This window comes from Allobosea sp. 10N428, from assembly GCF_056394545.1.
The window spans coordinates 1-26,116 of the sequence record NZ_JBFTIC010000003.1 but is presented as its reverse complement, the minus strand read 5'-3'; the positions used below and the strand labels follow the sequence as shown (position 1 = coordinate 26,116).

Annotated in this window: 22 protein-coding genes; 18 read left to right on the top strand and 4 right to left on the bottom strand. The window is 65.9% G+C overall.

What is annotated here, in order from left to right; genetic code table 11:
* The first annotated feature begins 50 nt into the window (after positions 1–50).
* The 3 genes from AC1DDA_RS10345 (at position 51) to AC1DDA_RS10335 (ending at position 1,825) form a co-directional block, all read left to right on the top strand.
* On the top strand, positions 51–554 hold the full coding sequence (locus AC1DDA_RS10345; RefSeq protein WP_476795686.1) for a PAAR domain-containing protein: 504 nt from the start codon (positions 51–53) through the stop codon (positions 552–554).
* A gap of 67 nt (positions 555–621) precedes the next feature.
* Positions 622–1,410: a hypothetical protein gene (locus AC1DDA_RS10340; protein WP_476795685.1), complete on the top strand. Its 789-nt coding sequence runs from the start codon at positions 622–624 to the stop codon at positions 1,408–1,410.
* Positions 1,411–1,471: 61 nt separating this feature from the next.
* Complete coding sequence (locus tag AC1DDA_RS10335) at positions 1,472–1,825, top strand: RidA family protein (protein WP_476795684.1); 354 nt, start codon at positions 1,472–1,474, stop codon at positions 1,823–1,825.
* A gap of 107 nt (positions 1,826–1,932) precedes the next feature.
* Here the strand turns inward: AC1DDA_RS10335 and tagH are convergent, their stop codons facing one another.
* Genes tagH through AC1DDA_RS10320 form a run of 3 tightly spaced genes read right to left on the bottom strand, consistent with a single transcriptional unit; the run spans position 1,933 to position 5,756 of the window.
* Positions 1,933–3,303 carry a type VI secretion system-associated FHA domain protein TagH gene (tagH, locus tag AC1DDA_RS10330; RefSeq protein WP_476795683.1) on the bottom strand — a complete coding sequence of 457 codons (1,371 nt, stop codon included), beginning with the start codon at positions 3,301–3,303 and terminating at the stop codon, positions 1,933–1,935.
* A gap of 27 nt (positions 3,304–3,330) precedes the next feature.
* Positions 3,331–3,879: a DUF6931 family protein gene (locus AC1DDA_RS10325; protein ID WP_476795682.1), complete on the bottom strand. Its 549-nt coding sequence runs from the start codon at positions 3,877–3,879 to the stop codon at positions 3,331–3,333.
* A 17-nt stretch (positions 3,880–3,896) separates the two neighbouring features.
* Entirely contained in the window at positions 3,897–5,756 is a 1,860-nt protein-coding gene (locus tag AC1DDA_RS10320) for a type VI secretion system Vgr family protein (protein ID WP_476795681.1), read from the bottom strand.
* 118 nt (positions 5,757–5,874) lie between these two features.
* Between AC1DDA_RS10320 and AC1DDA_RS10315 the strand changes: the two genes are divergently transcribed.
* The 10 genes from AC1DDA_RS10315 (at position 5,875) to AC1DDA_RS10270 (ending at position 18,756) form a co-directional block, all read left to right on the top strand.
* On the top strand, positions 5,875–6,432 hold the full coding sequence (locus AC1DDA_RS10315; RefSeq protein ID WP_476795680.1) for an OmpA family protein: 558 nt from the start codon (positions 5,875–5,877) through the stop codon (positions 6,430–6,432).
* Positions 6,433–6,502: 70 nt separating this feature from the next.
* Positions 6,503–7,954 carry a type VI secretion system protein TssA gene (locus AC1DDA_RS10310; protein ID WP_476795679.1) on the top strand — a complete coding sequence of 484 codons (1,452 nt, stop codon included), beginning with the start codon at positions 6,503–6,505 and terminating at the stop codon, positions 7,952–7,954.
* 121 nt (positions 7,955–8,075) lie between these two features.
* Positions 8,076–8,606 carry a type VI secretion system contractile sheath small subunit gene (gene tssB, locus AC1DDA_RS10305; RefSeq protein ID WP_476795678.1) on the top strand — a complete coding sequence of 177 codons (531 nt, stop codon included), beginning with the start codon at positions 8,076–8,078 and terminating at the stop codon, positions 8,604–8,606.
* A gap of 119 nt (positions 8,607–8,725) precedes the next feature.
* Positions 8,726–10,231, top strand: a complete 1,506-nt coding sequence (tssC, locus tag AC1DDA_RS10300) for a type VI secretion system contractile sheath large subunit (protein ID WP_441512860.1) — start codon at positions 8,726–8,728, stop codon at positions 10,229–10,231.
* A gap of 139 nt (positions 10,232–10,370) precedes the next feature.
* Positions 10,371–10,853, top strand: a complete 483-nt coding sequence (locus AC1DDA_RS10295; protein WP_441512859.1) for an Hcp family type VI secretion system effector — start codon at positions 10,371–10,373, stop codon at positions 10,851–10,853.
* Positions 10,854–11,009: 156 nt separating this feature from the next.
* Complete coding sequence (locus tag AC1DDA_RS10290; protein WP_476795677.1) at positions 11,010–11,558, top strand: GPW/gp25 family protein; 549 nt, start codon at positions 11,010–11,012, stop codon at positions 11,556–11,558.
* A gap of 4 nt (positions 11,559–11,562) precedes the next feature.
* The gene (gene tssF / locus AC1DDA_RS10285; RefSeq protein WP_476795676.1) at positions 11,563–13,524 is read left to right on the top strand and encodes a type VI secretion system baseplate subunit TssF; all 1,962 of its coding nucleotides are present in this window, start codon (positions 11,563–11,565) and stop codon (positions 13,522–13,524) included.
* Positions 13,521–14,573, top strand: a complete 1,053-nt coding sequence (tssG, locus tag AC1DDA_RS10280) for a type VI secretion system baseplate subunit TssG (RefSeq protein WP_476795675.1) — start codon at positions 13,521–13,523, stop codon at positions 14,571–14,573. The genes tssF and tssG overlap by 4 nt, the downstream gene beginning before the upstream one ends.
* Positions 14,574–14,595: 22 nt before the next feature.
* On the top strand, positions 14,596–17,334 hold the full coding sequence (gene tssH / locus AC1DDA_RS10275; RefSeq protein WP_476795674.1) for a type VI secretion system ATPase TssH: 2,739 nt from the start codon (positions 14,596–14,598) through the stop codon (positions 17,332–17,334).
* 156 nt (positions 17,335–17,490) lie between these two features.
* Entirely contained in the window at positions 17,491–18,756 is a 1,266-nt protein-coding gene (locus tag AC1DDA_RS10270; RefSeq protein ID WP_476795673.1) for a peptidoglycan-binding domain-containing protein, read from the top strand.
* Positions 18,757–18,985: 229 nt separating this feature from the next.
* Here AC1DDA_RS10270 and glpD read toward each other — a convergent pair whose 3' ends face one another.
* On the bottom strand, positions 18,986–20,536 hold the full coding sequence (gene glpD / locus AC1DDA_RS10265) for a glycerol-3-phosphate dehydrogenase (protein WP_476795672.1): 1,551 nt from the start codon (positions 20,534–20,536) through the stop codon (positions 18,986–18,988).
* A gap of 230 nt (positions 20,537–20,766) precedes the next feature.
* On the opposite strand from glpD, the gene AC1DDA_RS10260 reads away from it, so the two are divergent.
* From AC1DDA_RS10260 to AC1DDA_RS10240, 5 genes are all read left to right on the top strand, one after another.
* On the top strand, positions 20,767–22,557 hold the full coding sequence (locus tag AC1DDA_RS10260) for a TRAP transporter large permease (protein ID WP_476795671.1): 1,791 nt from the start codon (positions 20,767–20,769) through the stop codon (positions 22,555–22,557).
* A gap of 74 nt (positions 22,558–22,631) precedes the next feature.
* On the top strand, positions 22,632–23,906 hold the full coding sequence (gene pncB / locus AC1DDA_RS10255) for a nicotinate phosphoribosyltransferase (RefSeq protein ID WP_441512851.1): 1,275 nt from the start codon (positions 22,632–22,634) through the stop codon (positions 23,904–23,906).
* 75 nt (positions 23,907–23,981) lie between these two features.
* Positions 23,982–24,890 carry a hypothetical protein gene (locus AC1DDA_RS10250; protein ID WP_476795670.1) on the top strand — a complete coding sequence of 303 codons (909 nt, stop codon included), beginning with the start codon at positions 23,982–23,984 and terminating at the stop codon, positions 24,888–24,890.
* A 196-nt stretch (positions 24,891–25,086) separates the two neighbouring features.
* Positions 25,087–25,776 (top strand): hypothetical protein, encoded by a 690-nt coding sequence (locus AC1DDA_RS10245; RefSeq protein ID WP_476795669.1) that lies wholly within the window; start codon positions 25,087–25,089, stop codon positions 25,774–25,776.
* Positions 25,777–25,967: 191 nt separating this feature from the next.
* A partial coding sequence (locus AC1DDA_RS10240) for a GTP-binding protein (protein ID WP_476796182.1) occupies positions 25,968–26,116 on the top strand: 149 nt, incomplete at its 3' end.

The window sequence follows — 26,116 nt, the reverse complement described above, 5'->3', positions numbered from 1 at the left end:
TGTCGCTGCCGTCCCGTTCCGGCCAGGGAGCGATCACCGAGGGAGCGATCATGCCGAAAGGGCCTGCGGCTCGCACCACCGACCCCGTGATCCACCCCCTGCCGGGCATTCTTCAGCCCGGCCCAGGCAGCCCGAACGTGCTGATCGGCAGTCTGCCGGCCTGGCGCGGCGTCCCGGCCGCTGCGGCCGCGGCAATCCAGTCGGCGAAGGCATCCGCAGACGCGACCGTCCAGGCGGCCGAGGCCGCGACGCTCGCTGCTGCCGGCACGCCCGGCGCACCAGCCGCCCTGGCGGCCGAGATCGCGACGAAGAACGCGGTCTCCGCCAGCATGGGCGCGCTGATCACCGGCGCCTCCGGCGGCGCCGACATTCATAACTGCCTGACACCCGTGCCACCTCCCGTGCCGCACGGTCTCGGCGTCGTCGTCGATGGATCGCAGAGCGTGCTGATCAACAATCTGCCGGCCTGCCGGATGGGCGATACGATCGTCGAGGCGCTGGGGCCGCCGAACAAGATCATCATGGGCCTGCCGACGGTCGTCATCGGCGGATGATCCCGGATCGATTCAGGAAAATGGCGCAAGCCGTTGATCGCGAATCGCTTCCTTTGCTGGTGACGCGATGGGCAAGAACAGGCGGACGGTTCCGGACAGGGACGAGGCGAGGAGCGAGCGCTTCCGCCACAAGATCGTCCAGCGGCTTTCTTCCGACCAGCGCCGGGCGCTGAACCACGGAATGGCCCGCAATGGCCGCGTGGCTGAGGCGCTCTGCTTCATGGCGCTGATCCGGGATCCGGCCCGGCGCAAGCGGTCCATGCTGCCCGTGCCCAATGTGAGCTGCACGGCGGCGATACGCCAGTTCTTCCGGGCCGACGACGGAGCACAGGCGGCGCATCTCCTGCCCGGGCAGCTCTCGATCGACGGAGCCTTTCCCTGGCTGTTTTTGTCGGGGCCGGCGGCGCGGCAGCTCGAAAACCTCTTCGCCTATGTCGAGCCGCTCGGCGCCGACTACAACAAGGCCGATTCAGCCGCCGAGGCGAATGGTCTGACCGACGCCTTCGCCGACGCCTCTCGGCAGATCCTGGCGGCCAGAGGCGATCCGGTCGGCGACATCACGGCGGCCTACAATCAGATCTGGCAGCCGGAGGCGCTCGCCGCCTTCGCGGCGGCTGAGGCGCAGAAGCGCAGCAAGCCGGCGCCGCCGCCGATCGTCTATGGCGAGCCCGGAGGCCTGGAATACGGCATGATCATGAACTTGGACGAGCGCGCCGCGGCTTTTGCCGACGAGTCGATCTGGGCGATCTATGAGCAGCTCAGCATCCTCGGCTACTACAAGGCGGCGATGGACGAGCTTCCGCGGCAGCTCCAACCGCACGCGATCCGCGAGATCCTGGCGCTGCCCTCGGCTTGACCTGCTGGGGCGGGCGGGCGAAGCCCGCGGCTTCATCCACTCCGCCGACAGGATCGCCATCATGACCATCGAACGCATCGGGCTGACCGCACGCTGGTGCGACGCCGCCATCTTCAACGGCATCGTCTTCCTCGCCGGCCATGTGCCGGAACAGACCGAAGGGCGCTCCCTGACCGAGCAGACCGAGGAGGTGCTGGCGCTGCTGGAGGACACGCTGGCGCAGGCGGGCAGCAGCAAGGAGCGCATCCTCAGCGTTCAGATCTTCCTGACCGACATCGCCAAGATCGGCGAGATGAATGCGGTCTGGGACAAATGGGTGGCGTCTGGCCATGCTCCGGCCCGCGCAACCGTCGAGGCGAAACTGGCCTCTCCGGGCTACGGCATCGAGATCACGGCCGTGGCGGCGAAGCGCTGAGCAGCACGTCATTCTCGGGCGGGGCGAAGCTCCGACCCGGGAATCTCCTGCCGAAGACGGTTCTGGTTTCCGAGATGCTCGGGTCAAGCCCGAGCATGACGGCGCCGCTATTTCCCGCCGCGATCGTAGCATTCGGCGAAATAGATCATGAAAGCGTCGACGAGGCCGTTCTCGTAAGGCGCGGTCTTGGCCTCCCAGCGCGCGACATAGGCGTCCCACATCTTGGCCTTGCGCGAGCTGAGCAGGGCGCCGATGCCGCCATCCTGCGCCGTCCCCTCCGCGATGGCCTGCGGATCGAGGTCCTCGACCAGCATCTTCAGCGCGTGCTGCATGGCCGAATAGGTCTTGATCTGATGGGCCTTCAGGTCGCGGAAGCTCTCGTCGAAGGCGCGCTTGGCATCGAGATAGCCGCTGCGCGGCTCGCCGAAGATCAGTTGCAGGGCATCGTCCACCGTCGGCGAGAATTTCAGCGGGTTGTTGTCCTGCGCCTGGATCATCGTCTGGCTGGTGCTGCGGGCGATGCGCTTGCTCTCGGCGCGGGCGGCGAGCAGGGCCTTCAGCTCCTCCGCGATCAGCCGCATCAGCCCGCCGAGCTGCTCGGCGAAGGCGCCGGGGTCCTGCGTCGCCAGGGATTGCGGCGAGACGCCCGCGCCTCTGGCGAAGCGCTGCATGAACTCGCCCATCGAGATCGGCGAGGGGCCATTCGGAATCGAAGGGGCGGGCGGGAAGGCCGGGGCAGGCCCGAAGATCGGCGCCGCGGGCCCGGCTGACGCTTCCGTCGTTGCAGGACTGGGGGTGGGCTCGTCCCAAGGATGCGCCGAAGCAGGGCTTGCCGGCGGGCGACGCGGCGTCGGGATGGGTGCGACCGGTTCGGCCGGCGGCGCGGGCGCCGGCTGGAGGGGCGCCCAGGCGAAATCGTCGCTCTGCGATGCGGGCGATGGCCAACCGGGAGCAGGATGTGGGGCCGGGGTGGCATCGGGAGCGGGAATGTCGGCAGCCCAGTCGATGAAGCTCGCATGCACGGGCCTGGCGTGGCTCGGCGGCATCAGGTCGCGGCGGGCAATGGGCGGGGCCGCTTCCTCGCTTCCCTCCCACAATGCTTCGGGCCGGGCCGCATAAGGCGGCGGCGAAGAGGATTCCGGCTGGGCCTGCCCGGCTTCGTCTTGGATGGTCACTGCGATGATGTAGTGGCCGATCTCCAGCCGGTCGCCGTTCTGGAGCCGGTAGGGCGATTGCACGCGATGCTCGCCGCCGTTGACATAGGTGCCGTTGGTCGAGATGTCGCGCAGCCACCAGGCGCCGTCGCGGAAGCGGATCTCGCAATGCCGGCCGGAAACCGCGCGGCTCGGGTCCGGAAGCGCCCAATCGAGATGCTGGTCACGGCCGATATCGAGGCCGCGCCCGCCGCTGGCAGTCACGCTGAGCGGCCCGCCATCCGGCAGAGACGTCTGGTTCTCGATCGTCAGTGTCAGCGCCATCGCGGACGTCCCGTTGCGACCTGCGGGTCAGCGCTTGCCGGCATCGTCTTCCGCCAAACGAATGCACGCCTCGATGCAGCGATGCAAGGCGCCCTCGCGGTCGCGTGAGGGCAGGCGGTTGAGGGCGTTGAGCACGGCGATGCGCATCATCTTGGCGGTGAGGTCGGGCGGGCAGGGCACGCCGTGGCTCTCGACCATGCTGCCGCCGGAGTAGCCGGCCGCCCAGGCGATCCAGGTGCCGGGCCGGGCGCGGTCCCCGGCCTGGGCGAGCTTGAGCGCCTCGAAGCGCGTGCGATCTCCGGGCTCGCGTACCCAGGCTTCGGCGGCGGCAAGGCAGGAGTCCTGCATGCCGGGCGGCTCCATCGCGCGCACGGCCTGCAGCCCCCACCAGACGGCTTCGCGCCGCGGCAACAGGAAGGCGCAGAAGCCGATCGCCTCCGTCGGCGCGGGACCCTTGGCAAGCCGGGCCAGGAAAGCAAGCGGCGGCTCGACCGTCGGCGGCATTGTGACGGCCTCATGTGCCGAGGGAAAGGTCTCGAACACCTCGCGGGCGGTGCTGAAGCGCAGGCGTGACATGGCGATTCCGGCCGTTTTCAGTTGATCGTCACCATAGGAGCCTTGATCACGACGGTGCCGTCGCTGCCGATCTCCGTGATGCCGACGCTCTTGATCTTGATGCTGGGCGAAGTGATTTCGATGCTGCCCGGCGTCATCTTGATCTTGCTCTCGCCGACCTTGAGGTTGATCTCGGTCAGTGCCTCGACATCGAGCTTGCCGTTCTGGACGTCGAGCTTGTCGTTGCCCTTCTTCAGCGTGGTGGTACGCGAATAGTTCGCGCCCTCGAAATTCTCGCCGATCTCGCGCGTCTCGATGTTGTTGACCACGACCTTATGGTCCTTCTCGGCGTGCATCTCGAAGACCTCCTGGCCCTTGCGGTCCTCGAACTTGATCTCGTTGTAGCAATCGGGAAAGCCGACGCCGTCGGTCGATTCCGATTTGAGGCCGGACTGGGTCTTGTTCGCCGGCAGATCATAGGGCGGCTTGTGCTGGTCGTTGACGACGGCGCCGACGATGATCGGCAGGTCGGGATTGCCCTCGATATACTCGACGATCACTTCCTGGCCGATGCGCGGGATGATCTGGCCGCCCCAGTTCTTGCCGGCCCACATCTGCGCGACGCGCGTGCGGCAGGAGGTCGAGCCGTCCTCGCGGTCCCAATGGAAGCGCAGCCAGACCCTGCCGTACTCGTCGACGTCGATATCGCCTTCCTCGCCCTGGTTGCGCTCGCCCACGACCTTGGCCGTATGCGGTCCGTAGACGGTGGGGCGCGGCGTCACGAGCGGGGCGCGGAAACGGCGGTCGCTTTTCTGCAACTCGTAGGAGCCGTGATAGAGCGCCTCATCCTGCCGGCCGGAGGAGCGATAGCTCTGGATGCCGTAGGCATGGCTGGCGCGGACGACGAGGTATTCGGAGTTCTCGGCACCGGCCGGATGGTCGGAGAGCTTCATCAGTGCACCCGGATAAAGGCTGGCTGCGTCTCCGCCGGCATAGCGCCGGTCGTCCTTGGCCTGTTCGGCCTGCGCCATCACGCGCGCAAAATGCTCGCCGCGGTCGCGCTTGGTGTAGGCGGCGGGATAGTCATAGGCCTCGTAGGATCTCGCCTTCGGGAAGCCTTCCTCGGCCCTGGCCGTCAGGTCGGATTCCGACTTTTCGAAATCATAGTCCTTGAGCTCGAACTTGCCGGTTCGCAGGCGGCGCATCGTCGACCAATGGGTGAGATGCTCGACCTGCGAGCGGGGGAAGCGCTTGCCCTGCGGCACGAAGGCATAGGCCGAAGCCGCGCCCTGGAAGCTGGGCTCGGCCGCCGCCGTGACCTCGTCATGGCCGGAGCGGGAGTCGCAGAGCACCAGCTTGTGGTCGCCGTCGCTGTGCTTGAAGTAGTAGTAGACGCCGTACTGCTCCATCAGCCGCAGCACGAAATCGAGATCGGTCTCGCGATACTGCACGCAGTAGTCGATCGGCTGGAGAGTCTCGCTCGTTCTGTCCTCGAAGCTCGCGGAGCCTTCCTTGCCGAAGATCTCCTTGACGATGTCCAGCGCCGTCTTGTTCTTGAAAATCCGGCAGTCCGCCCGTTGCGAGAGCAGCCAGAGCCAAGGCCTCAGCGTGAAGCGGTAGATGTGAAGATCATCCTGCTGGCCTAGCCACTGCGCGTCGACCAGAGTGCCGTTCAGAACCCGCTCGCTCTTGTTCTTCAGCGTGAACTTGATCGAGCATTTTTCGCTCATGATGCTTTGCAGGTCGGCGTTCTCTGTTTTGCTTGCGGCCTCGACGTTATATGTAAATAATTCGCTCAAAGCTTCGTCGGCTTCGAACTTTATAAGTGTAAACTCATCTTGGCCAGACGGCGTCGTGAATGACGCGGTTCTTTGACCTTGCCCTAGATTGGCAGACATCAACGAAATCCCTCGCCGATTGAACCTAAATTCGCCTTGACGCAACAAACAGCGGGAGTCATCGTCGGCTCCTCAAGTCTTCGTTCGCCGAATGGCGCAACTTATCGGGAGGGTTCCCATGCGCGAGCAGTCCGGCTTCATGGCCTTTGTCGCACTGACCGGCGCTGCGGTTCTCACTGTGGCCGCACCGGCGGTGGCGCAGACCTACAAGGCCGATGATATCGTCAAGCATTTCGGACCGACGGCGGCGCCCAAGCCGGCCGTCACGCGCGGCCTGTGCGTCGGCACCGAGGCCGAGTGTGCCAAGGCCGGCCATGCGGTCGAGGTCGCAAAGCCGCCGAGCGCCTTCGATCTCATGGTGAAATTCAAATACAATTCGGACGTGCTGGAGCCGGAGGCGAAGGTCAATCTCGACGAGTTCGCCAAGGCGCTGAAGACGCCGCAGCTCGCCACGCAGACCTTCATGGTCGAGGGGCATACCGACGCCGCCGGCACGCCCGGCTACAATCTCAACCTGTCGCAGCGGCGGGCGCAGGCGGTGGTCCGCTATCTCGGCCAGCAGGGCGTGAGTCCGGCCAAGCTCGTCGCCAGGGGTTACGGCCAGGAGCGGCTGCTCGTCGCCGATCCGCTCTCCGGCGATAATCGCCGGGTGGAGACACGCCTGCGCACCGAATGAGGCGCCGGATCCGATGACCCGGGCGGTGCGGGCTCCGCCCTCGTCGCCCAGCCTGCGAGCGGGGAGAGCGATGGCGGGTTTGAATTTCGCCGAGTTGACGAAGTCCGTTTCGGCCGAGGAGCCCTGCGGACCGGACCTTGAGGACGACAACGACTTCATGAACGTCACGGCGCGGCTCGAGGTCGCGCTGCCGGCCTCGTACTTCCACCGCGACGACGAGGGCCGCCAGGTCGCCTTCGACCGCACCAGCATCGAGTTTCCGGCCGCGTTCTCCGATCTCGGCAAGTTGCTTGAACGCACGCGCGATCTGCGTCTGCTCGTGCTCGCGGCCAAGCTGGCGATCCTCAACCGGGACGTTGCCGGTTTTGCGGGCAGCCTCTCAACCATGGCCGACCTCCTCGGCAGCCATTGGCAGGAGGTTCACCCGCGGGCGACAGACGGCGACTTCGTCATGCGCGAAGTCGCGCTGCAGGGGCTCGACGAATTGCCGACGGTGGTGCTGCCGCTGCAGCATGCGCCGCTCTTCGTCAGCCGTCGCCTCGGCCCTTTCATCTTCCGCAGCCAGCTCGTCGCCAGCGGTGAGACGCGCCTGGTCGAGGGCGAGCAGCATCCCGATGCGGGGGCGATCAACGCCGCGCTGGCGGAAGTCGACACAGAGGAACTCACCGCCAGTCTCGGCCATATCGGTGCGGCGCGCGACGCGCTTGCCCGCCTGCAGATGATCTGGCTCGAGAAGGTCGGTGTCGATCATCCGCTCGGCTTTCCGCGCCTGGCGGCGCTTCTCGACCAGATCGCAGCCTTTCTCGACGCAGCGGTCGCGCGGCGCGTTCCGGGCCATCAACCGGCCGGGGCGGCGCCAGGGGCGAACGACGCGCCAGTGCCAGCGGCGAGCCCTGCAAGCTTCGGTCCCGGCAGCCTTTCGAACATCCTTCAAGTGAAGGATACGCTGGCCGCATGCCTCGGCTACTTTCGCAAAACCGAGCCTTCCAGCCCGGCCGTCCTGCTGATCGGACAAGCGCAGCAGCTGATCGGAAAGTCACTGATCGAGGTCATCCAGATCATGTTTCCCGAGCATGTCGACAAGGCGGTGATCGAGATCGGCGAGCTGCGCCGATTCCGGCTGCCGCTCGAGCGGCTGCCGGCGCCGGATGGCTACGGGGCAGAGAGCGAGGCTGAGGCTGGCTATGCCGAGGCTTCCGAGGAGCCCGATGAGAGCGGTCGTGCGGAGGAAGATGCGGTCGCCGACGAGCCGCTCGGGGAGGATGCTGGCGATATCGCCGAGGCGACGGCAGCCACGGCTGCTGTGCCTGCAAATCACGCGTCGCCAGCGATCCGGATCGGCAGCCGCGCCGATGCGGTCAGCGCGATGAGAGCGATTTCCGCCTTCTATCGCCAGGTCGAGCCATCGCATCCGACGCCGCTGCTGATGGACAAGGCCTGCGGGCTGGCACAGCAGGACTTCATGTCGCTTCTCGGCAATATCCTGCCGGATGTCGCACAGATTCCGGAGAGCGACAGCTAGGTCAGTCTTTTGTCTTTTCTTTGAACCTTCCGTCTCGATGGCGCGACTATATCGATGACGGGTGAAACCGGATAGGATGTCACGTTACGTCGGCGTGGCACGGATGCAGAGGGCGCGTAACATGGCCGGAGATTCAGGACAGAAGTTCATCCGCCGTAACAGGCCACCTCGGGTCCATATCACCTATGAGGACCCGTATAACGCTGAGCAGAAGATCGAGTTGCCCTTTGTCATGGGCGTTCTCGCCGACCTTTCCGGCAATGCGTCGGCGATTGAGAAGCCCGAGATCTCGCAGCGCAAGTTCCTCGACTTCGACATGGACAATTTCGATCAGCGCATGGCCGCGATCGAGCCCGCCGTATCGTTCAACGTGGCCAACAAGCTGAGCGAGAACAGCGACGAGAAGCTCTCGGTCACGCTGACGTTCAAAAAGTTCGAGGACTTCAATCCGGCGGCGATCGCCCGCCAGATTCCGGCGACGGCGAAGCTTCTGGAAGCGCGCGAGCAACTCGCCAACCTGCTGCGCTACATGGACGGCAAGATGGCAGCGAGCGACCAGATCAAGGCGCTGCTCGCCGATCCGCATTTGATGGCGGCGCTCAAGGACAGGCTCGGCAAGAGCGAGCCTTCAGCAGACAAGACAGCGAACTGAAGACAGGGGCACGGACCCGCCGTGTGAGCATTGCGCGAAAACGCGGGAAGCGGTTTTCGCAGAAGCGATGCTCTCGGGTGATCGAGGGTCCGTCAGGCGGTTAAGCGAGCGAGGCGGCAATGGCAGCGGAAGCACAAACCCAGCAGCCCGGTGGCGCGGCTGTAGAGACCCGCGAGATCGATGATTTCTCGGCGATCCTCAAGCAGAGTTTCAAACCCAAGACCGAACGGGCGGCGACCGAGGTCGAGAACGCGGTCGCGACCCTGGTCAACCAGGCTCTGGCGGACTCGACCCTGATCAAGGGCGATGTCATCGACACGGTCGAGGAGATGATCGCCAGGCTCGACGCCAAGCTGACCGAGCAGATGAACGAGGTGCTGCACGCACCCGAATACCAGAAGATCGAGAGCGCCTGGCGCGGACTCAACTACCTCGTCTTCAACTCCGAGACCGATGCTCAGTTGAAGATCAAGGTGATGAACGTCTCGAAAAACGAGCTCGCCCGCAATCTCAAGACCTATCCCGGTGCGCGCTGGGACCAGAGCCCGCTGTTCAAGCAGGTCTATGAGCAGGAGTTCGGCCAGCTCGGCGGCCAGCCCTTCGGCTGCCTGGTCGGCGATTATCACTTCAGCCATGTCCCGACCGATGTGCAGCTCCTGCGCGATCTGTCGAAGGTCGCGGCGGCGGCGCATGCGCCCTTCTTCGCGGGCGCGGAACCGACCCTGATGGGCATGGATAGCTGGACGGAGCTGTCGAACCCGCGCGATCTCGGCAAGGTCTTCGATACGCCGGACTACGCCGCCTGGAAGGGGCTGCGGGACGCGGCCGACTCGCGCTATGTCGGCCTGTGCCTGCCGCGGGTGCTTTCCCGCGTGCCCTACGGCGCCAAGTCCGAGCCGGTCGAGGAGTTCGCCTTCGAGGAGGACACCGACGGCCATCGTGGCGAGAAATACGCCTGGATGAACGCGGCCTATGCGATGGCGGTGAACGTCAACCGCGCCTTCAAGGAATATGGCTGGTGCACCCGCATCCGCGGCGTCCAGTCGGGCGGGGAGGTGCTGAACCTGCCGACGCATACCTTCCCGACGGATGATGGCGGCATCGACCTGAAATGCCCGACCGAGATCGCGATCAGCGACCGGCGTGAGGCGGAGCTGGCCAAGTCCGGCCTGATCCCGCTGATCCATCGCAAGAACACCGACAAGGCCGCTTTCATCGGCGCCCAGTCGCTCTACAAGCCCAAGGCCTTCTCGGGGCCGGACGGCGTGGCAGCGACCGCCTCCGACAACCTGTCCGCGCGGCTGCCCTACATGTTCGCGGTCTCGCGCTTCGCGCACTACCTGAAATGCATGGTTCGCGACAAGGTCGGCTCCTACAAGGAGAAAGAGCCTCTGCGCCGTTGGCTGCAGGAGTGGATCACCGAATATGTCGACGGCGATCCGGTCAATTCCAGCGAAGAGACGAAGGCGCGGCGCCCGCTCTCCGACGCGCGCATCGACGTCTTCGAGGACGAGGAGAACCCTGGCTACTACTCGGCCAAGTTCTATCTGCGGCCGCACTTCCAGCTCGAAGGCATGGATATCGGCCTGAGCCTGGTCTCGCGACTGCCAGCTCCCAAGCAGTGACCGCCACCTGATCGTCAGGTGACGGCGGCAACGAGAATCTTCGGCGCGTCGGCCCGCCCGGGCGGCGCGACAGGAGAGGTGCGTCCACCGGTCCGCTCACGGAAGTGAGCATCCCACCATTCACACTCTGGAGGTAAACATGGCTACCGACTTCCTGCTCGAGATCGACGGCATCAAGGGCGAAAGCAAGGACAAGACCCACAAGGACACGATCGAGGTGGATTCCTTCTCCTGGGGCGTCTCGAACGCCGGTTCGCATGCCGCGAATGCCGGCGGCGGCGCCGGCAAGGCGAGCTTCCAGGACGTCCATTTCACCTCGCAGGTCGGCAAGGCCTCGACCAATCTTGCGCAGGCCTGCGCCAGCGGCAAGCATATCAAGAAGGCGGTGCTCTATGTCCGCAAGCAGGGCGAGCAGCAGAAGGACTATTATGTCGTGACGCTGGAGGACCTGCTGGTGTCGAGCTATCAGTCCGGCGATGCAGTCGGCGGCAACAGCATCCCGACCGACCAGTTCTCGCTGAACTACGCCAAGATCAAATTCGAGTACAAGCCGCAGAAGGCCGATGGCGATCTCGATGCGGCGATGACGATGACCTGGGACATCAAGGCCAACGCGAAGTAGTGCAGGCGCCGGTTCCACCTGCATCGGACCGAAAAGTGGAACGCGCCTTTCGGACCCATCCGATGCCTCGGCAAAGGGCTGGATCGCCATTCCGCGTCCGTGAGGACGCCGGGCGATCCGGCCGGAACCGGGACCTTGCCAGCCGGGCGGAGCAACATGACCGATCCGATCGCGAAGAAGCGGCTGCGGCCGCCTCTGATGTTCGCCTTTCGGGAAGCGCATCTGGAAAAGGATGCGAAGACTGGGCTCGACCTGAGGGACGAGGGCGGCGAGCGCGTGATTGCGAACCGGCGTGCGGCGCCGCGCGCCGCCATCACCGAACAGAAGCTCAGGCGCGAGATCGCGTTCGACCTCGATGCTTTGGTGAACACTATCAACCTCGCCTCCGCGCTCGATCTCGGGGGGCTGGAGCATGTGCGCCGCTCCATCCTCAACCACGGCTTTCCGGATCTGACGCGGCTGTCGATCGACGAGCATCGCGTCGATGCGATCCGAGAGGATCTGGCTGGTGTCCTGATGGGCTACGAGCCGCGGCTGATCCGCAAGTCGATTGCCGTCGAGCGAGACCACGCGCTGGATCCGGCCGAACTCAAGGTGCGTTTCCTCGTGCGCGCCGATCTCAACTGCGAGCCGCTCAACGTGCCCGTGGAGTTCGTCGCGGATCTCGAACTCGATACCGGCAAGATCGCGATCAAGGGGCGCTGACGCGATGAACCAGGAGTTTCTAGACCTCTACAATCAGGAACTCCGGCTCTTCATGGAGCACAGCAAAGAGTTCGCGGAGGAATACCCCGGCATCGCCGAGCGGCTGGGAGGGCTTGTCGGCGAGCGCATGGACCCGATGGTCGGTGGGCTGCTGGAGGGCGCCGCCTTCCTCGCCGCGCGCGTGCAGCTGAAGCTCAGGCATGAGTTCCCAGAATTCACCAACAACCTCCTCGAACAGCTCCTGCCGAACTACCTCGCGCCGACACCCTCGGCGCTGCTCGCCGGCATCACCCCGCCTTATTCAGATCCAGGCCTGCGCGAGGGCGTCCGGATTCCGCGTGGTTCTTACGTCGACGCGACCTATCTCGAACGCGAGCGGCGCGTTGCCTGCCGTTACCGGGTTGGCTCGGACGTGATGCTCTGGCCCTTCGAGATCACGGCGGCCGAATATATCCCCGCGCCAGGGCCGCTGCAGGCGCTCGGCCTCAAGGCCGGGCCGCGCGCGCTGGCGGGGCTGCGCCTGACGCTGACGCATCGCGTCATGGCCGATCCCGCGCAGGAGCCTTCGGCGGCCGAGGCGCTCAAAAACCCGGCGAACTGGTTTGCCGGCTGCCGCGCCCGCGAGCTGAATTTCCATCTGCTTGGCGGGGAGGGCGATGCGGTCGCCCTCTACGAGCAGCTCTTCGCGAACTGCGTCGGCATCCACTTCCGCCATCTCGACGCGTTCGGCGATCCGATGGTGACGCCGGGCGAGGGCTGCCGGCTGGAGCAGATCGGCTTCGACGAGGACGAGGCGTTGCTGCCGGCCGATACCCGCGTCTTCCGTGGCTTCGAATTGCTGCGCGAATTGTTCTGGTTCCCGCGCAAGTTTCTCGGCTTTCGGCTGGACGGGCTGGAGACGATCATGCCGAAGCTCACCGCCAAGACGGTCGAGATCATCTTCGTCTTCGACGAGGTCAATACGCGGCTGCCGGGCGCCGTGCGCAAGGAGATGTTCGCGCTCTACGCGGCGCCTGCGGTCAACCTCTTCGAGAAGACGGCCGACCGCATCCCGGTGAAGAGCAATCAGCACGAATTCCATGTCGTGCCGGACCGGAGCCGCGCGCTCGACTACGAGCCGCACAGCATCCTGTCAGTCCACGCGCATTATGCCGGCGGGCGCGAGAAGCAGCCGGTGCACCCGCTCTATTCCTCTCCCGAGGGCGCGTCACCGCTGCAGGGGCTGCACTACACGCAAAGGCGCCTGCCGCGGCGACGCTCCTCGGCCGAGCGGCGGCAGGGGCGCGCCTCCGACTATACGGGCACGGAGATGTTCATCTCGCTGGTCGAGCCGGCGAAGATCGCCGACAGCACTTCGGTGGCCGAGCTCAGCGTGCGGGCACTCTGCTCCAACCGGCACCTGACCGAGCATCTGCCGACTGGCGTCGGCGGCGCCGATTTCCGGCTGATCGACAATGTCTCGCTCGATGTCGCGTGCCTCGCCGGACCGACACCGCCGCGCGAGCCCATCGTCTCGCAGCTGCGCTTGCGGGCGGAGACCGCGAGCACCGGCGTCGTGACCTGGCGATTGATCAACCTGCTCAGCCTCAACCAGCTCGGCCTCGTCCAGCGCGGCGCCGGCCAGAACGGCGAGGCGCTGCGCGAACTGCTCTCGCTGTTCGCTGACCTTGCCGACAGTGCGACGGAGCGGCGCATCCGCGGCATCAAGGATGTCGACAGCCACCCCGTCGTGCGCCGCTTCCCGCAGCGGGCCGGAACGGGGGCAGGGCGCGGTCTCGAGATCACCGTTCTGCTCGATGAGAAGGCCTTCGAGGGCTCGGGCGTCTTTCTGCTCGGGGCGGTGCTCGACCGCTTCTTCGCCGAATACGCGGCTATGAACCATTTCACCCAGACGGTGATCCGCACGGTCGAGCGCGGTGAGGTGGTGCGCTTTCAACCTCGCGCCGGTTCGAGGCGAATCCTGTGACGGAAGAGGCCGCTACCCCGCTGGAAAGGGCGCCGGATTTTCAGGCGCAGCTCGAAGCCGAGCCCTGGCGTTTCGACTTCTATGCGGTGATGCGCCGGCTGGAGCGCAGCTTCCCGGAGAAGCCGCGCATCGGCGATGTCGCCTCGCGGCGCGAGGAATACGTCGCGCTGGGAGAGCAAGCTTTCCTTGACTTTCCGGCCTCGACCATCGCGGAGGCGGATCGCGACGCGCAGGGCAGGCTCCGGCTCTTCGTCAAGTTCCTCGGCTTGCTCGGTCCGCAAGGCGCGCTGCCGCTGGCGACGACCGAGGAGAGCTATCACTGGCAGATCGCGCGGGACGACGCCTTTCCGCGCTTCCTCGACATCCTCAACCATCGCTTCCTGCAGCTGTTCTACCGGGCCTGGGCGGATTCGCGGCCGATCGCGCAGCATGACCGGCCCGATCTCGACCGCTTCGCCGCCTATATCGGCAGCATGATCGGCGTGGGCTCGAAGCCCTATCGGGATCGCGACAGCGTGCCCGATGCCGAGAAGCTCGCCCATGCCGGCTTGATCGGCGCGCAGGCGAAATCCGCCTCGCGGCTCCAGAGCTTCCTCGCCGGGCTGTTCAAGGCGGATGTCGAGATCGAGCAGTTCGTCGGCATGCGCCTCGTCTTCGATCCCGGCGATCGGACGCGGCTTGGGCAGGCGCATTGCGCGCTGGGCGGCGACGCGCTGCTCGGCGCCAGCGTCTACAGCGTCGAGGACAAGTTCCGCGTGAAGATCGTGGCTGGTGATCTCGGCGAGTTCGAGCGCTTCCTGCCGAATGGCGACCGCTGCGCGCCGCTGGCGGATGCCGTCTTCCTGCATCTTGGCGAGCAGTTCGAGTGGGATGTCGAGCTGGCACTGCCGGTGGGCGAGGCGAAACCCGTCAGGCTCGGCCAGTCCGGCCATCTCGGCTGGACGAGCTGGATGGCGCCGAACTGGGCCGTCGAGGAAGGCGCGCTGCGCCGCGACGCCCGTTTCCATCCTGCCGAGCGAATGCGCCTGAAACGCAGCGGCGCCGCCTAACCGATACTCCAAGGGGACGACCATGGCCGATATCAGCCTCGAAGCCGTCACGGGCAAACTCAACCGTATCGGCTACGATACCTTCCTTCAGGCGCTGCGGCAGGCGAAGGGCGCCGGCAACCGCAATGTCGAGCTGGCGCATTGGCTCCTGCAGATCCTGCAGGGCAGCGCCAACGACCTGACCCTCACCGCGGATCATTACAAGCTCGACCGGGCCAAGCTGCTGATGGACCTCGGCGGTGTCGTCGAGGGCTTCCGCCGCAACGAGACGGAGATGCCCGGCATCGCCAACCACATCGTCGATATCCTCGACCGTGGCTGGCACTATGCCACGCTGTTCTTCGGCGAGACGCAGATCAGGACCGGCCATCTGCTGGTCGCGGCGCTGAAGTCGAACGATCTGCGCCGGGCGCTGTCCGGACTGTCCAAGGAGTTCGCCAAGGTTCCCGTTGACGAGTTGGCGGCGGGCTACGGCAAGATCTGGGCAGGCTCGCAGGAAGAGAACCTGCGGCCGATGGACGGCTCCGGCCTGCGCGCTGCCGGGACGCCGGGCGCCGAGGCCGCCGAAGGACCGAAGGGCACGACCGCGCTCGACCGCTTCTCGCAGGATCTGACCGCCAAGGCGCGTTCCGGCGGCATGGACCCGATCCTCGGGCGCGACGACGAGATCAGGCAGGTCATCGACGTGCTGATGCGCCGGCGCCAGAACAACCCGATCCTCACCGGCGAGGCCGGCGTCGGCAAGACTGCGATCGCGGAAGGCTTCGCCCAGCGTGTGGCCTCGGGCGATGTGCCGCCACCACTCAGGGGCGTGAAGGTCTGCGCGCTCGATATCGGCTTGATGCAAGCCGGCGCCTCGATGAAGGGCGAGTTCGAGCAGCGCCTGCGCTCGGTGATCGACGAGGTGCAGTCTTCGCCGACGCCGGTGATCCTGTTCATCGACGAGGCGCATACGCTGATCGGCGCGGGCGGGCAGGCCGGCACGGGCGATGCCGCCAACCTGCTGAAGCCCGCTTTGGCGCGCGGCACGCTGCGCACCATCGCGGCGACGACATGGTCCGAGTACCGACAGTATTTCGAGAAGGACCCGGCGCTGACCCGGCGTTTCCAGCCGGTGCAGGTCGACGAGCCCGACGTGCTGCGCTGCTGCACCATGCTGCGCGGATTGATCGGGCCGATGGAGAAGCACCACAAGGTCCGCATTTCCGATGCCGCCATCGTCGCGGCGGTGACGCTCTCCTCGCGCCACATTCCGGCCCGCCAGCTTCCCGACAAGGCGGTGAGCCTGCTCGACACAGCCTGCGCCCGCGTCGCGATCAGCCAGAGCGCGACCCCGGCGGCGGTCGAGGATGCGCGCGTCGCGATCTCCTCGCTGGAGCAGGAGAAGGCGGCGCTGACGTCGGACGCCGATCTCGGCACCGACAGCGCCAAGCGGCTCGGCGAGATCGAGGCGGAGGTTGCGGCAAAGCAGGAGAAGCTTCGCGAGCTCGAAGCCGCCTGGGCGAGCGAGCTTGCCATCGTCGAGGAGATCAAGGCGCTGCGGGCCAAGCTTGGCGAGAAGGCGCCCGGTGCTGGTCCGAAGGCGGCCGTTGCGCAGCGGGAGGCCGGTGCCGATGCCGGCACACCGGCTCCGGAGGCGGATGTTCCCGCTGTCGAGCCTGCTGCTGCCGATCCGGAGGAGGCCCGTGCGGCGCTCAACGCGAAATTCGCGACGCTGGGCGAGATCGATCCGGCCAACCGTATGATCTACGCCCATGTCGACGAGCAATCCGTCGCCTCGGTCGTCTCGGACTGGACCGGCATCCCGGTCGGCCGGATGGTCAAGGACGAGATCGAGACTGTGCTCAACCTCGCGGAGACGCTGAACAAGCGCGTCGTCGGGCAGGGGCATGGCATCGGCATGATCGCCAAGCGGATCGAGACCAATCGCGCCAAGCTCGACAATCCCAACAAGCCGATTGGCGTCTTCATGCTCTGCGGCCCCTCCGGCGTCGGCAAGACCGAGACGGCGCTGGCGCTTGCCGAGGCGCTCTATGGCGGCGAACAGAACGTCATCACCATCAATATGAGCGAGTTCCAGGAGGCCCATACCGTCTCGACGCTGAAGGGCGCGCCTCCCGGCTATGTCGGCTATGGCGAGGGCGGGCGGTTGACGGAGGCCGTGCGTCGCAAGCCCTATTCGGTGGTGCTGCTCGACGAGGTCGAGAAGGCGCATCCCGACGTACACGAGCTGTTCTTCCAGGTCTTCGACAAGGGCCAGATGGAGGACGGCACCGGACGGCGCATCGACTTCAAGAACACGCTGATCATCCTGACCTCGAATGTGGGCACCGACGAGATCATGAGCATGTCCGCCAATGGCGCGGCCAAGCCCGATCCCGAGGCGATGGCGGTGAGCCTCCGGCCGGCGCTGCTCAAGGTCTTCCCGCCGGCGCTGATCGGGCGGCTCGTGACCATCCCTTACTACCCCCTCTCGTCGGATATGCTCGCCGGCATCGTCCGGTTGCAGCTCGGGCGCATCGGCAAGCGGCTCAGCGAGAACCACAAGGCGACGTTCACCTATGACGATGCGGTGGTCGAGCACATCGTTGGCCAGTGCAACGACCCGGATTCGGGCGGGCGCATGATCGACAACATCATCACCAACTCGATGCTGCCGGCGCTCTCCCGCGCCATCCTCAACCTGCAGCTCGAGAAGAAGCCGCTGACCGAGGCGAAGGTCTCGGTCGAAGATGGCGCCTTCGCCTATCAGGTGGCATGAACCGCCGCCCTCCGCTCCGCGACTAATGGCGGCTGGGGGGCCGCGCGGTCGTTTTGCACGCGGCTTGGCGCTCCGGCTTGTCGATGGGGCATCGGTGATCTCGGATAAGCGGTTCGCGCTTCCCGGCCCGGTGCTCCGGATCTCAAGGAGGCGAGCGTGGCACTGTCCGAATATGCCGACTGGTGGGACAAGCAGAAGCGGGAAACCGAAAAAATATTGGGTGAATGGGTCGAGGACAACCCGCAATGGTGGGCGGTCGCGGTCGCCACCACCGTGCAGACCTCAATGGACCTCGGAGCCGGCACTGTCGATGTGCTGCGCTTCGGTCAGGGCATGGCACAGGGCGGCCTGGCGGGGTTCGGTAAGGACGGCCTGCGCCTGCTCGGCTTGCTCGGCCCGATGGGGAAGGCGGGCGGGATGTTCTCGCGGCTGGTCCATATGCAGCGGATCCGGTTTGCGGTGCAGGTCCAGGGCGTGACCGGACCCTGCACCTTCCAGGCGGTCAACAACGCCATGTCGATTGCGCGGGGGAAGAGTTACTTCGTCACCCTGAAGGAGATGGCGAAGGCCGTCGGCAGGCCGCTGAAGTCGATCACGAAGGACCGGTTCGGCGATCATGAACTCGGCGCGCATGTGAAGCAGGCGCTGGATTTCATGATCTCTCAGGGCGTCAGGGTCAGGCAGCTTCAGGCGAGGTCGATCCAGGGCGTCACCCAGCTCGCCAAGTCGCAGGATGGCGTCACGGTCTTCGCAATCCGCTGCGTGACCACGCGAGGGGAGCCGATTCAACACTCCGTCATCGCGGTGCGCGATGCGCTGGGGCGGGTCCGTTTCGCCGATTATGGCGGCCGGTATCATGCCACGCTCGAGAGCCTCGTCGAAAGCCTGAATGCCGGGGCGGTCAACAAGGCGGGCATCAATCTCATGGAGGGGCAGGCGATCGGCGCGGTCAAAACCCTGGGTGTCACCGGGTTTATGGAGCAAGGGATCACGCTGTTGAAAGGCGTCGTCTTCGTCATCGAAGGCATGACTGCGATCGAGACGCTTGAGGGGGTCGACTTCGCCGCGCCGGTGGTCGTGGCGGCCACCTCCGCGCCCGCGAAATCCGACCCGGCGTCGCCGGAGGTCGTCAAAGCGAGCTTCGATGCCTTCAAGCAACGCAAGCAGGGCAAGGCCGTCATCCGGCTGCCCGAGATGGTGATCAGGGCGGGCGAAAAGGCTGCGCCGAAGGTCACATTGCTGACCGGGGTCCAGTTCCGACTGAATGCGCTGGGCTTCGGAGCAGGACCCATCGACGGCATCAAGGGGCCGAAGACGGCGAAAGCCGTGAAGGCCTTCCAGCAGACCTACCCGCCTCTCAAGGTCGACGGCATTCCCGGGCAGAAGACGCAAGACAGGCTCGTGGAGGTCTGCGGCTTCTGACGCGGTGCCGGAATTCAAGGGAACGCGCGGATCCCGGGCGACCGGAGGGAGACCCGGGATCCACGCCGGAGCGCGTCCAATCGAAGCTCAGGCCTGGATCCCGGCTCTACGCTTCGCTTCGGCCGGGATGATACGCCCTTCCTCGAACATGTCGCGCGCTCTCCAATCGCAATCTGCCAAACTGATTCCGAAATGGCGCGCAACTAATTGTTCCATCACAGAAAATGGCTCATGCCGCCGCTGCGATTTCCTGCTGCATGAAGGCGTCGAGCGCATCGCTCTCCTGCTGCGTGAGCCGCAGGCCGAGCTTGCTGCGCCGCCAAAGCACATCCTGCGCCCGGCGCGCCCATTCCGCCTGCATGAGATAGCGAACCTCGCGCTCGTAGAGATCGGCGCCGAAATGGCGGCCGAGATCGGCGGGAGTCTTTGCGCCGGCCAGGATGTCGCGGGCGCGGGTGCCATAGCAACGCGCGAGCCGCGTCACGGTCTTGCGCTCAAGCCAAGGGTACGTGCCGGCGATCTCGCTGACGAGCTTGTCGAAGCCGCCGACCGGGAAGTCGCCGCCGGGCAGGGCGCCGGTCATTGTCCAGTTGGCACGCGCTGCCCAGGGCGCATGCGGCGCCAGCTTGGCGATCGCGGCTTCCGCGAGGCGGCGATAGGTCGTGATCTTGCCACCGAAAACGGAGAGCAGCGGGGCCTCGGCCTGCGGAGCGTCGAGCGTCAGGACGTAGTCGCGGGTCGCTTCCTGCGCTTTCGAGGCCCCGTCGTCATAGAGCGGGCGCACGCCCGAATAGGTCCAGACCACGGATTCGGGTGTGACCGGCTGGCGGAAATACTCGCTCGCTGCGGCGCAGAGATAGGCAATCTCCTCCGGCGTCGCGGCGACATCGGCCGGGTCGCCCTTGAAGTCGCGGTCGGTGGTGCCGATCAGGGTGAAGTCCTGCTCGTAGGGGATGGCGAAGACGATGCGGCCGTCCGCATTCTGGAAGATGTAGCAGCGGTCGTGGTCGTAGAGCTTGGGCACGACGATATGGCTGCCCTGGACCATGCGGACGCCGGCCTTGGCGTTGGTGTGGATCACGCCGTTCAGCACTTCGCCGACCCAGGGGCCGGCGGCGTTGACGAGCGCTTTCGCCCAGACCGTTCGCTTGCCTTCAGGGCCCTCGGTCTCGAGCTGCCAGAGGCCGTTCTGACGATGCGCCGATAAGACCCGCGTGCGGGTATGGATCGCGGTGCCGCGCACAGCGGCGTCCATCGCGTTCAGCACGACGAGCCGCGCATCCTCGACCCAGCAGTCGGAGTATTCGAAGGCCTTCGCGTGATTGTCCTTGAGCGGCTTGCCGGCGACATCACGCGCGAGATCGAGCGTGCGCGTGGCGGGCAGGAGCTTGCGGCCGCCGATATGGTCGTAGAGGAACAGGCCCAGGCGCAGCAGCCACGCCGGGCGAAGCCCCTTGTGATGCGGCAGCACGAAACGCAGCGGGCGGATGATATGTGGCGCGATGGCCCAGAGCCGTTCGCGCTCCATCAGCGCTTCGCGCACCAGCCGGAATTCGTAATATTCGAGATAGCGCAAGCCGCCATGGATCAGCTTGGTCGAGCGCGAGGAGGTGGCGCTGGCGAGGTCGTCCTTCTCGAACAGCACGACCGAGGCGCCGCGTCCGGCCGCATCGCGGGCGATGCCGCAGCCATTGATGCCGCCGCCGATGACCGCGAGATCGTAGGGGGCGCCGGGGTCCGTGCCGAAGCCGGCGGGGGGCGAGGTAATTTCGGAAGCCATAGCTCGTCTTCTGGCAGACCTGGATGCCGATCGGCAATGGCGCCATCCGGGCCCGGCCGCATCGATGCGATGAACCCGCTCCTGTCGCCAAATCATGGGCGATGTCAATTCGGATCGCTTGACGCGGGGCGCCAGAGGCCGGAACTGGGCCGCGGTGCAGGGCATAGCGCAGGATGATCGAAGCAGAGCGATACCGCGACAGGAGAGTGGCGGCACGAGCGGAAGCGGCCTTGCGCCATCTGCTGGAACTGGCCGGCGCGGCCATCCTCGCCCTGCTGTTCGCGGTGGTCATGGTGGCCGTGCTGCGGCGCTATCTGTTCGGCGGCGGCTTCGTCTGGTCGGACGAGCTCGCGATCTGGCTGCATCTGGCGCTGATCGCTGTCGGCGCGCCGCTCGCGGTGACCGGGACGCTGGCGATGCGGCTCGATGTGCTGGTCCGGCTGCTGCCGGAAGGGCTCCGCAAGGTCGCGGCGGTTATCGCGGATGCGATTGCGTTCCATGGAGCGCTCGTGCTGGCGGGTGGCGGCGTCAACGTCGCCTTGCTGGTTGGCGGCCAGTCCACCGTGCTCGGCCTGCCGGAGGCGCTGCGCTTCGCCGTATTCGCCTGCGGCGGCGGCTTGACGGTTCTCGCGCTCCTCCTTCGTGGCCGGCTGGAACGAGGCTGGGCGGCCGCGGTTGCTTCGCTGCTGCTGGGCTTGGGGCTCCTTGGGCTCGCGCAGCTCTCCCTCGACCTTTTCCCGACGCCGAGCCTTGTGGCCGCGCTCGTCGCCGGGGCCGGGCTGCTGCTCGGCGCGCCACTGCCTTTCGCATTGCTGGCCGGCGTCTCGCTGACGGGGCCTTTCGGTGGATTGCTGCCGGAGCCGGCGATCGTGCAGACCATGGTCGGCGGCGTCGGCAAGTTCCTGCTGCTGGCGATCCCTTTCTTCCTGCTGGCCGGCGAACTCCTGACCGCGGGCGGGCTCGCCGAGCGCCTGATCCGCTTTGCCGCGACGCTCGTCGGGCATTGGCGCGCGGGACTGGCGCAGACGGCGCTGGTCGCCAGCGTGCTGTTCTCGGGCGCGTCCGGCTCCTCGGTGGCAAATGCCGCCTTCGGCGCGAAGGTGATGGCGCCGACGCTGGTGGCGCGGGGCTATCCGCCTGCGAATGCCGCGGCGATCGTCGCCGGCGTCTCGATGCTGGACAACATCATCCCGCCCTCGATCGCCTTCCTCATCCTGGCGAGTGCGACGAATCTCTCGGTCGGCTCGCTCCTGTTCGGTGGCTTCGTCGCCGGCGGGGTGCTGGCGCTGTCGCTTGCCATCGGCATCCATCTCAGCGTGCGCGGCGTGGTCGATGCCGCACCGAAGGCGAGCGCGGCCGAGCGGGGCAGGGCCTTGATCGGGGCCGTTCCCGCGATAGGGCTCGGCGTCGTCGTCGTGGTCGGCATCCGCTTCGGCGTGGTGACGGTGACGGAGGCCTCGGCGCTCGCCGTCGCCTATGCGGCAATCGCTTGTCTCGTGCTGCGCAGCCTGAATTGGCGCGGCGTGCTGGCGGCGCTGCGCAAGTCCGCGGCTGAGGCGGCAGCGATCGGCCTTTTGATCGGAGCCTCGGCGCCTTTCGCTTTTCTGCTCGCCGTCGATCGCATCTCCGAACAGATGGCAGGCCTCGTCACGATGTTCGGGGCGGGCCCATATGCGGTGATGCTGCTCGCCAATCTCGTATTGCTGGTGGCCGGGCTCTTTCTCGACATTGGCGCGGCGATCCTGCTGCTGGCGCCGCTCCTCCTGCCGGTCGCGGTAGCGGCGGGACTCGATCCGATCCAGTTCGGCGTCGTGCTCGTCGTCAACCTGATGATCCACGGGCTGACGCCGCCGCTCGGCATCCTCGTCTATGTCGTCAGCGGCATCATGCGCGTGCCGGCGGCGGCGGTGTTCCGAGCCGTACTGCCGCTGCTCGGCGTGCTCCTGGCGGCACTCATGGCTCTGTCGCTGGGCATGGCTGCGTGGCCCGCGCTTGCGCCGACGCTTAAGGCGCTGTTTTGATGCGCGCTTCTTCGCCCGGCGTCCGCGCCGTATCGTCGCCTTCGCCGTGAGCCTGCCCCGGACCTGATGCCGTCATGATCTTCACCGACATCGCGACGCGGACCTATAACCATGGCTGGCGGCTTGACCCGATCATTCGCAGCCTGCTCGACACCGATTTCTACAAGCTCCTGATGCTGCAGATGATCCGGGCCTTCCACCCGGACGTGCAGGTCACCTTCTCGCTGATCAACCGCTCGAAGCACATCCGCCTCGCCGATATCGTCGACGAGGGCGAGCTCCGAGCCCAGCTCGACCACGCCCGTTCGCTGCGCTTCACCAAGAACGAGCTGATCTGGCTGGCAGGCAACAGCTTCTACGGCAAGACGCAGATGTTCTCGCCGGACTTCATGGGCTGGCTCGCCGATTTCCAGCTTCCCGAATACGACCTGCGTCGAGTCGACGGGCAGTACGAGCTGCATTTCGAGGGACCCTGGACCCACACGACGATGTGGGAGGTGCCGGCGCTTGCCATCATCAATGAGTTGCGCGCCCGGCGCGTGATGCTCGGCCAGAAGCGCTTCTCGCTCGATGTGCTCTATGCCCGCGCCAAGGCCAAGATGTGGGACAAGGTCGAGCGGCTGCAGAAGCTGCCGAACCTCAAGCTCTCCGATTTCGGTACGCGCCGGCGCCACGGCCACCTCTGGCAGCGCTGGTGCGTCGAGGCGCTGAAGGAGGGGTTGGGGCCGGCCTTCACCGGCACGTCCAACGTGCTGCTCGCCATGGATGCCGACCTCGAGGCCATCGGCACCAACGCGCATGAGCTGCCGATGGTGCTGGCCGCGCTCGCCGATTCGGACAAGGAGCTGCTGCGTGCGCCCTATCGCGTGCTCGACGAATGGCGCCAGGTCTATGGCGGCAACCTGCTGATCGCATTGCCGGACGCGTTCGGGACCCAGAGTTTCCTGCGCCATGCCCCGGGTTGGGTGGCTGACTGGACGGGGTTCCGCCCGGACAGCGCTCCGCCGATTCCAGCGGGTGAAGCGATCATGACCTGGTGGCGCGAGCACGGGCGGGATCCGCGCGAGAAGATGCTGGTCTTCTCCGACGGCCTCGACGTCGACGCGATCGAGCGCGTCTACCACCATTTCGACGGCAAGGTCCGCATGGCCTTCGGCTGGGGGACGGATCTCACCAATGATCTCGTGGGCTGTTCGCCGGACGGTTCGCGCGCGCTCGATCCGATGTCGCTGGTCTGCAAGGTGACGAAGGCAAACGGGCGGCCGGCAGTGAAGCTCTCCGATAACCCGGAGAAGGTTTCCGGCGATTCCAAGGCGATCGAGCGCTACCGGCGGGTGTTTGGAGTTTAATGACGTAGGGTAAGCAAAATATGTTGCCATTATGTTCTCGGCGCGCGATATTGCTCGCGGGTTGGGGAACTCGGCATGATGCGCTTACTGGTTGTGTTGTTCGCGGCTGTCGCCGTGGTTGCCGCTACGGCGGCTTCATTTGCCGAAACGATAGGACGTGAACGGCTGAACGAGGCTCGGCCTCTCAGCGAGGCCGAGATGGCGGGGCTGCTCACGACCATGATCAAGGGTCGCGCGGGCGTCAGCGCTGTGCGCGTCGAAGCCGGCGATGTGGTTTTCAGGGCAGCCGGTCACGATGTCCGGATGGGGTTGGCTCCGCTCAGCGCGCAATTCAATGCTTTACCAGACGCGAAGAGTCGGCAGGGCGCTTTCGACAAGCTGACGCAACGTGTCACCGAGGCGGTCGCGGGCCAGTCGGCCCCCAAGACCGAAGCGGAGCGTGCACGGTTCATCGCGGCTCTGATCCCTGTCATGAAGAACCGATCCTATGTCGAGCAGTTCGCCGCTATGGCTCGCAAGAAGGGTGATCCCAACGCGCGATTGCTACATGTTCCGCTGGAGGGCGACATCATCGTCGCAGCGGCACTCGATCTTCCGAAGATCACGCGCTTCGTCTCCGTTGGGGAGGGCGGCCAGTACGGGATGAGCGACAAGGACGTGCTGCGCGCGGTTCTGGACAACTGGGTCCGGCGCGTCGACCGGTTCGAGATCCATGATTTCGGAAAGCTGCGGAGATTCCATTTCGGCGAGGGCGACTACAACGCCTCGATCCTGCTGCTGGAGAATCCCTGGAAGGACGTTCCGAATCTGCCACGCAATGTCGCCATCGCCGTGCCCTCACGCAACATCCTCGCCTTCGGAGACGCCGACGACACCGAGGCAGTCGCCGCGCTGTGGTCGCTGACGAAAGCCCCCGATGGCGGCTTTCCTGTCAGCAAGCAGCTCTACAGGTTGGGTCCGGAGGGTTTCCGCGTCATGCCCTAGCCGCACGGGGTGCTTTTGGAAGCCTGTGGCGGCCGGCAGCAAGGTGCCGCGGTACGCAGGAAAGCTTATCGGCGGGTCTTCGGGATGGCCCCAACGGCCTGCCGGAGGGATGATTAGGATGCAGACCTTAGTCGTAATGGCTTGGCCGAAAGCAGCGCGCTAGTCCCGACTCCGAAGATGCCGGGGGCGCTCCAATATGATTCGTTTGTGTCTTGCGGTCGCGGTTGCTGCCGCCCTGGCTGGCTGCGTGGTGCCGGAGCGACGTCTGTCGATTGCCGATGTCCGGGAGCTGAAGATCGCCGACGTGCTGGTCGAGTTTCCGATGCAGCCCCCGGGCCAGCCGGATAAGATTATCTGGCCGAAGGCGGCTCTCGCTTACGCTCAGCTCAAGATGCCGGCGGCCACGAGGCCGGGGCAAAGCGGTCGCGATCCGACAGGGACCTCCTTGCCGAGCAGCCCAGAGCAGGCGGAGTGGGATGCCAAGTTCACCGCTTTGATGCAGAGCCCGGCAGCAGCGGCACAGACGCGCGGCACACTGGCGGAGCTTGTACGCAACAGCTTCAAGAAGCGGTTCGTCGACCAGCCGGCCGGACGCCGGGCGGTGAAGCTCAAAGTCATCGTGAAAGGGCTTCAGGCTCCCGGAGGGCAGGCCAATTTCTCTGCCGATGTCATCGTCCTCGACGGCGTTACCGGTCGGCCTCTGAGCGAATATCCGGATCTGGTCGGAATTCGCGCAGCGTCACAGGCAGTCGTGCCAGCCACTCCGATCGGCATCATCGTAGGCCTCGCGGCCTTGGCCGTCATAGACCAGATCCGTGCTGATCCGGCGCATGACGCGATCGACGACGCATCCTCGCGCTTCTCCGGATGGCTTCTTCGCGAGTGATCAGGCGGACAGTGCCGGCCTGTGACGCGGTCGGCAGCGCGGCGCCCTGCCTCGCTGCAACCGGCGTGTGGCGCAGGCCTGACGGCCTCGGCCTGGCCTGCGGAGCAGGGAACCTTGCATCCCGCTTCAAAACCCCCTAATGCGACCGCGTTTCAAGGCCCCGGAGGGCCGCCTTCGAGGACAAGGGTGTCATGGCCAAAGAGAAATTCGCTCGTACGAAGCCGCACTGCAACATTGGCACGATTGGTCACGTTGACCATGGCAAGACGTCGTTGACGGCTGCGATCACGAAGGTTCTGGCCGAGACCGGCGGCGCGTCGTTCACGGCGTATGACCAGAT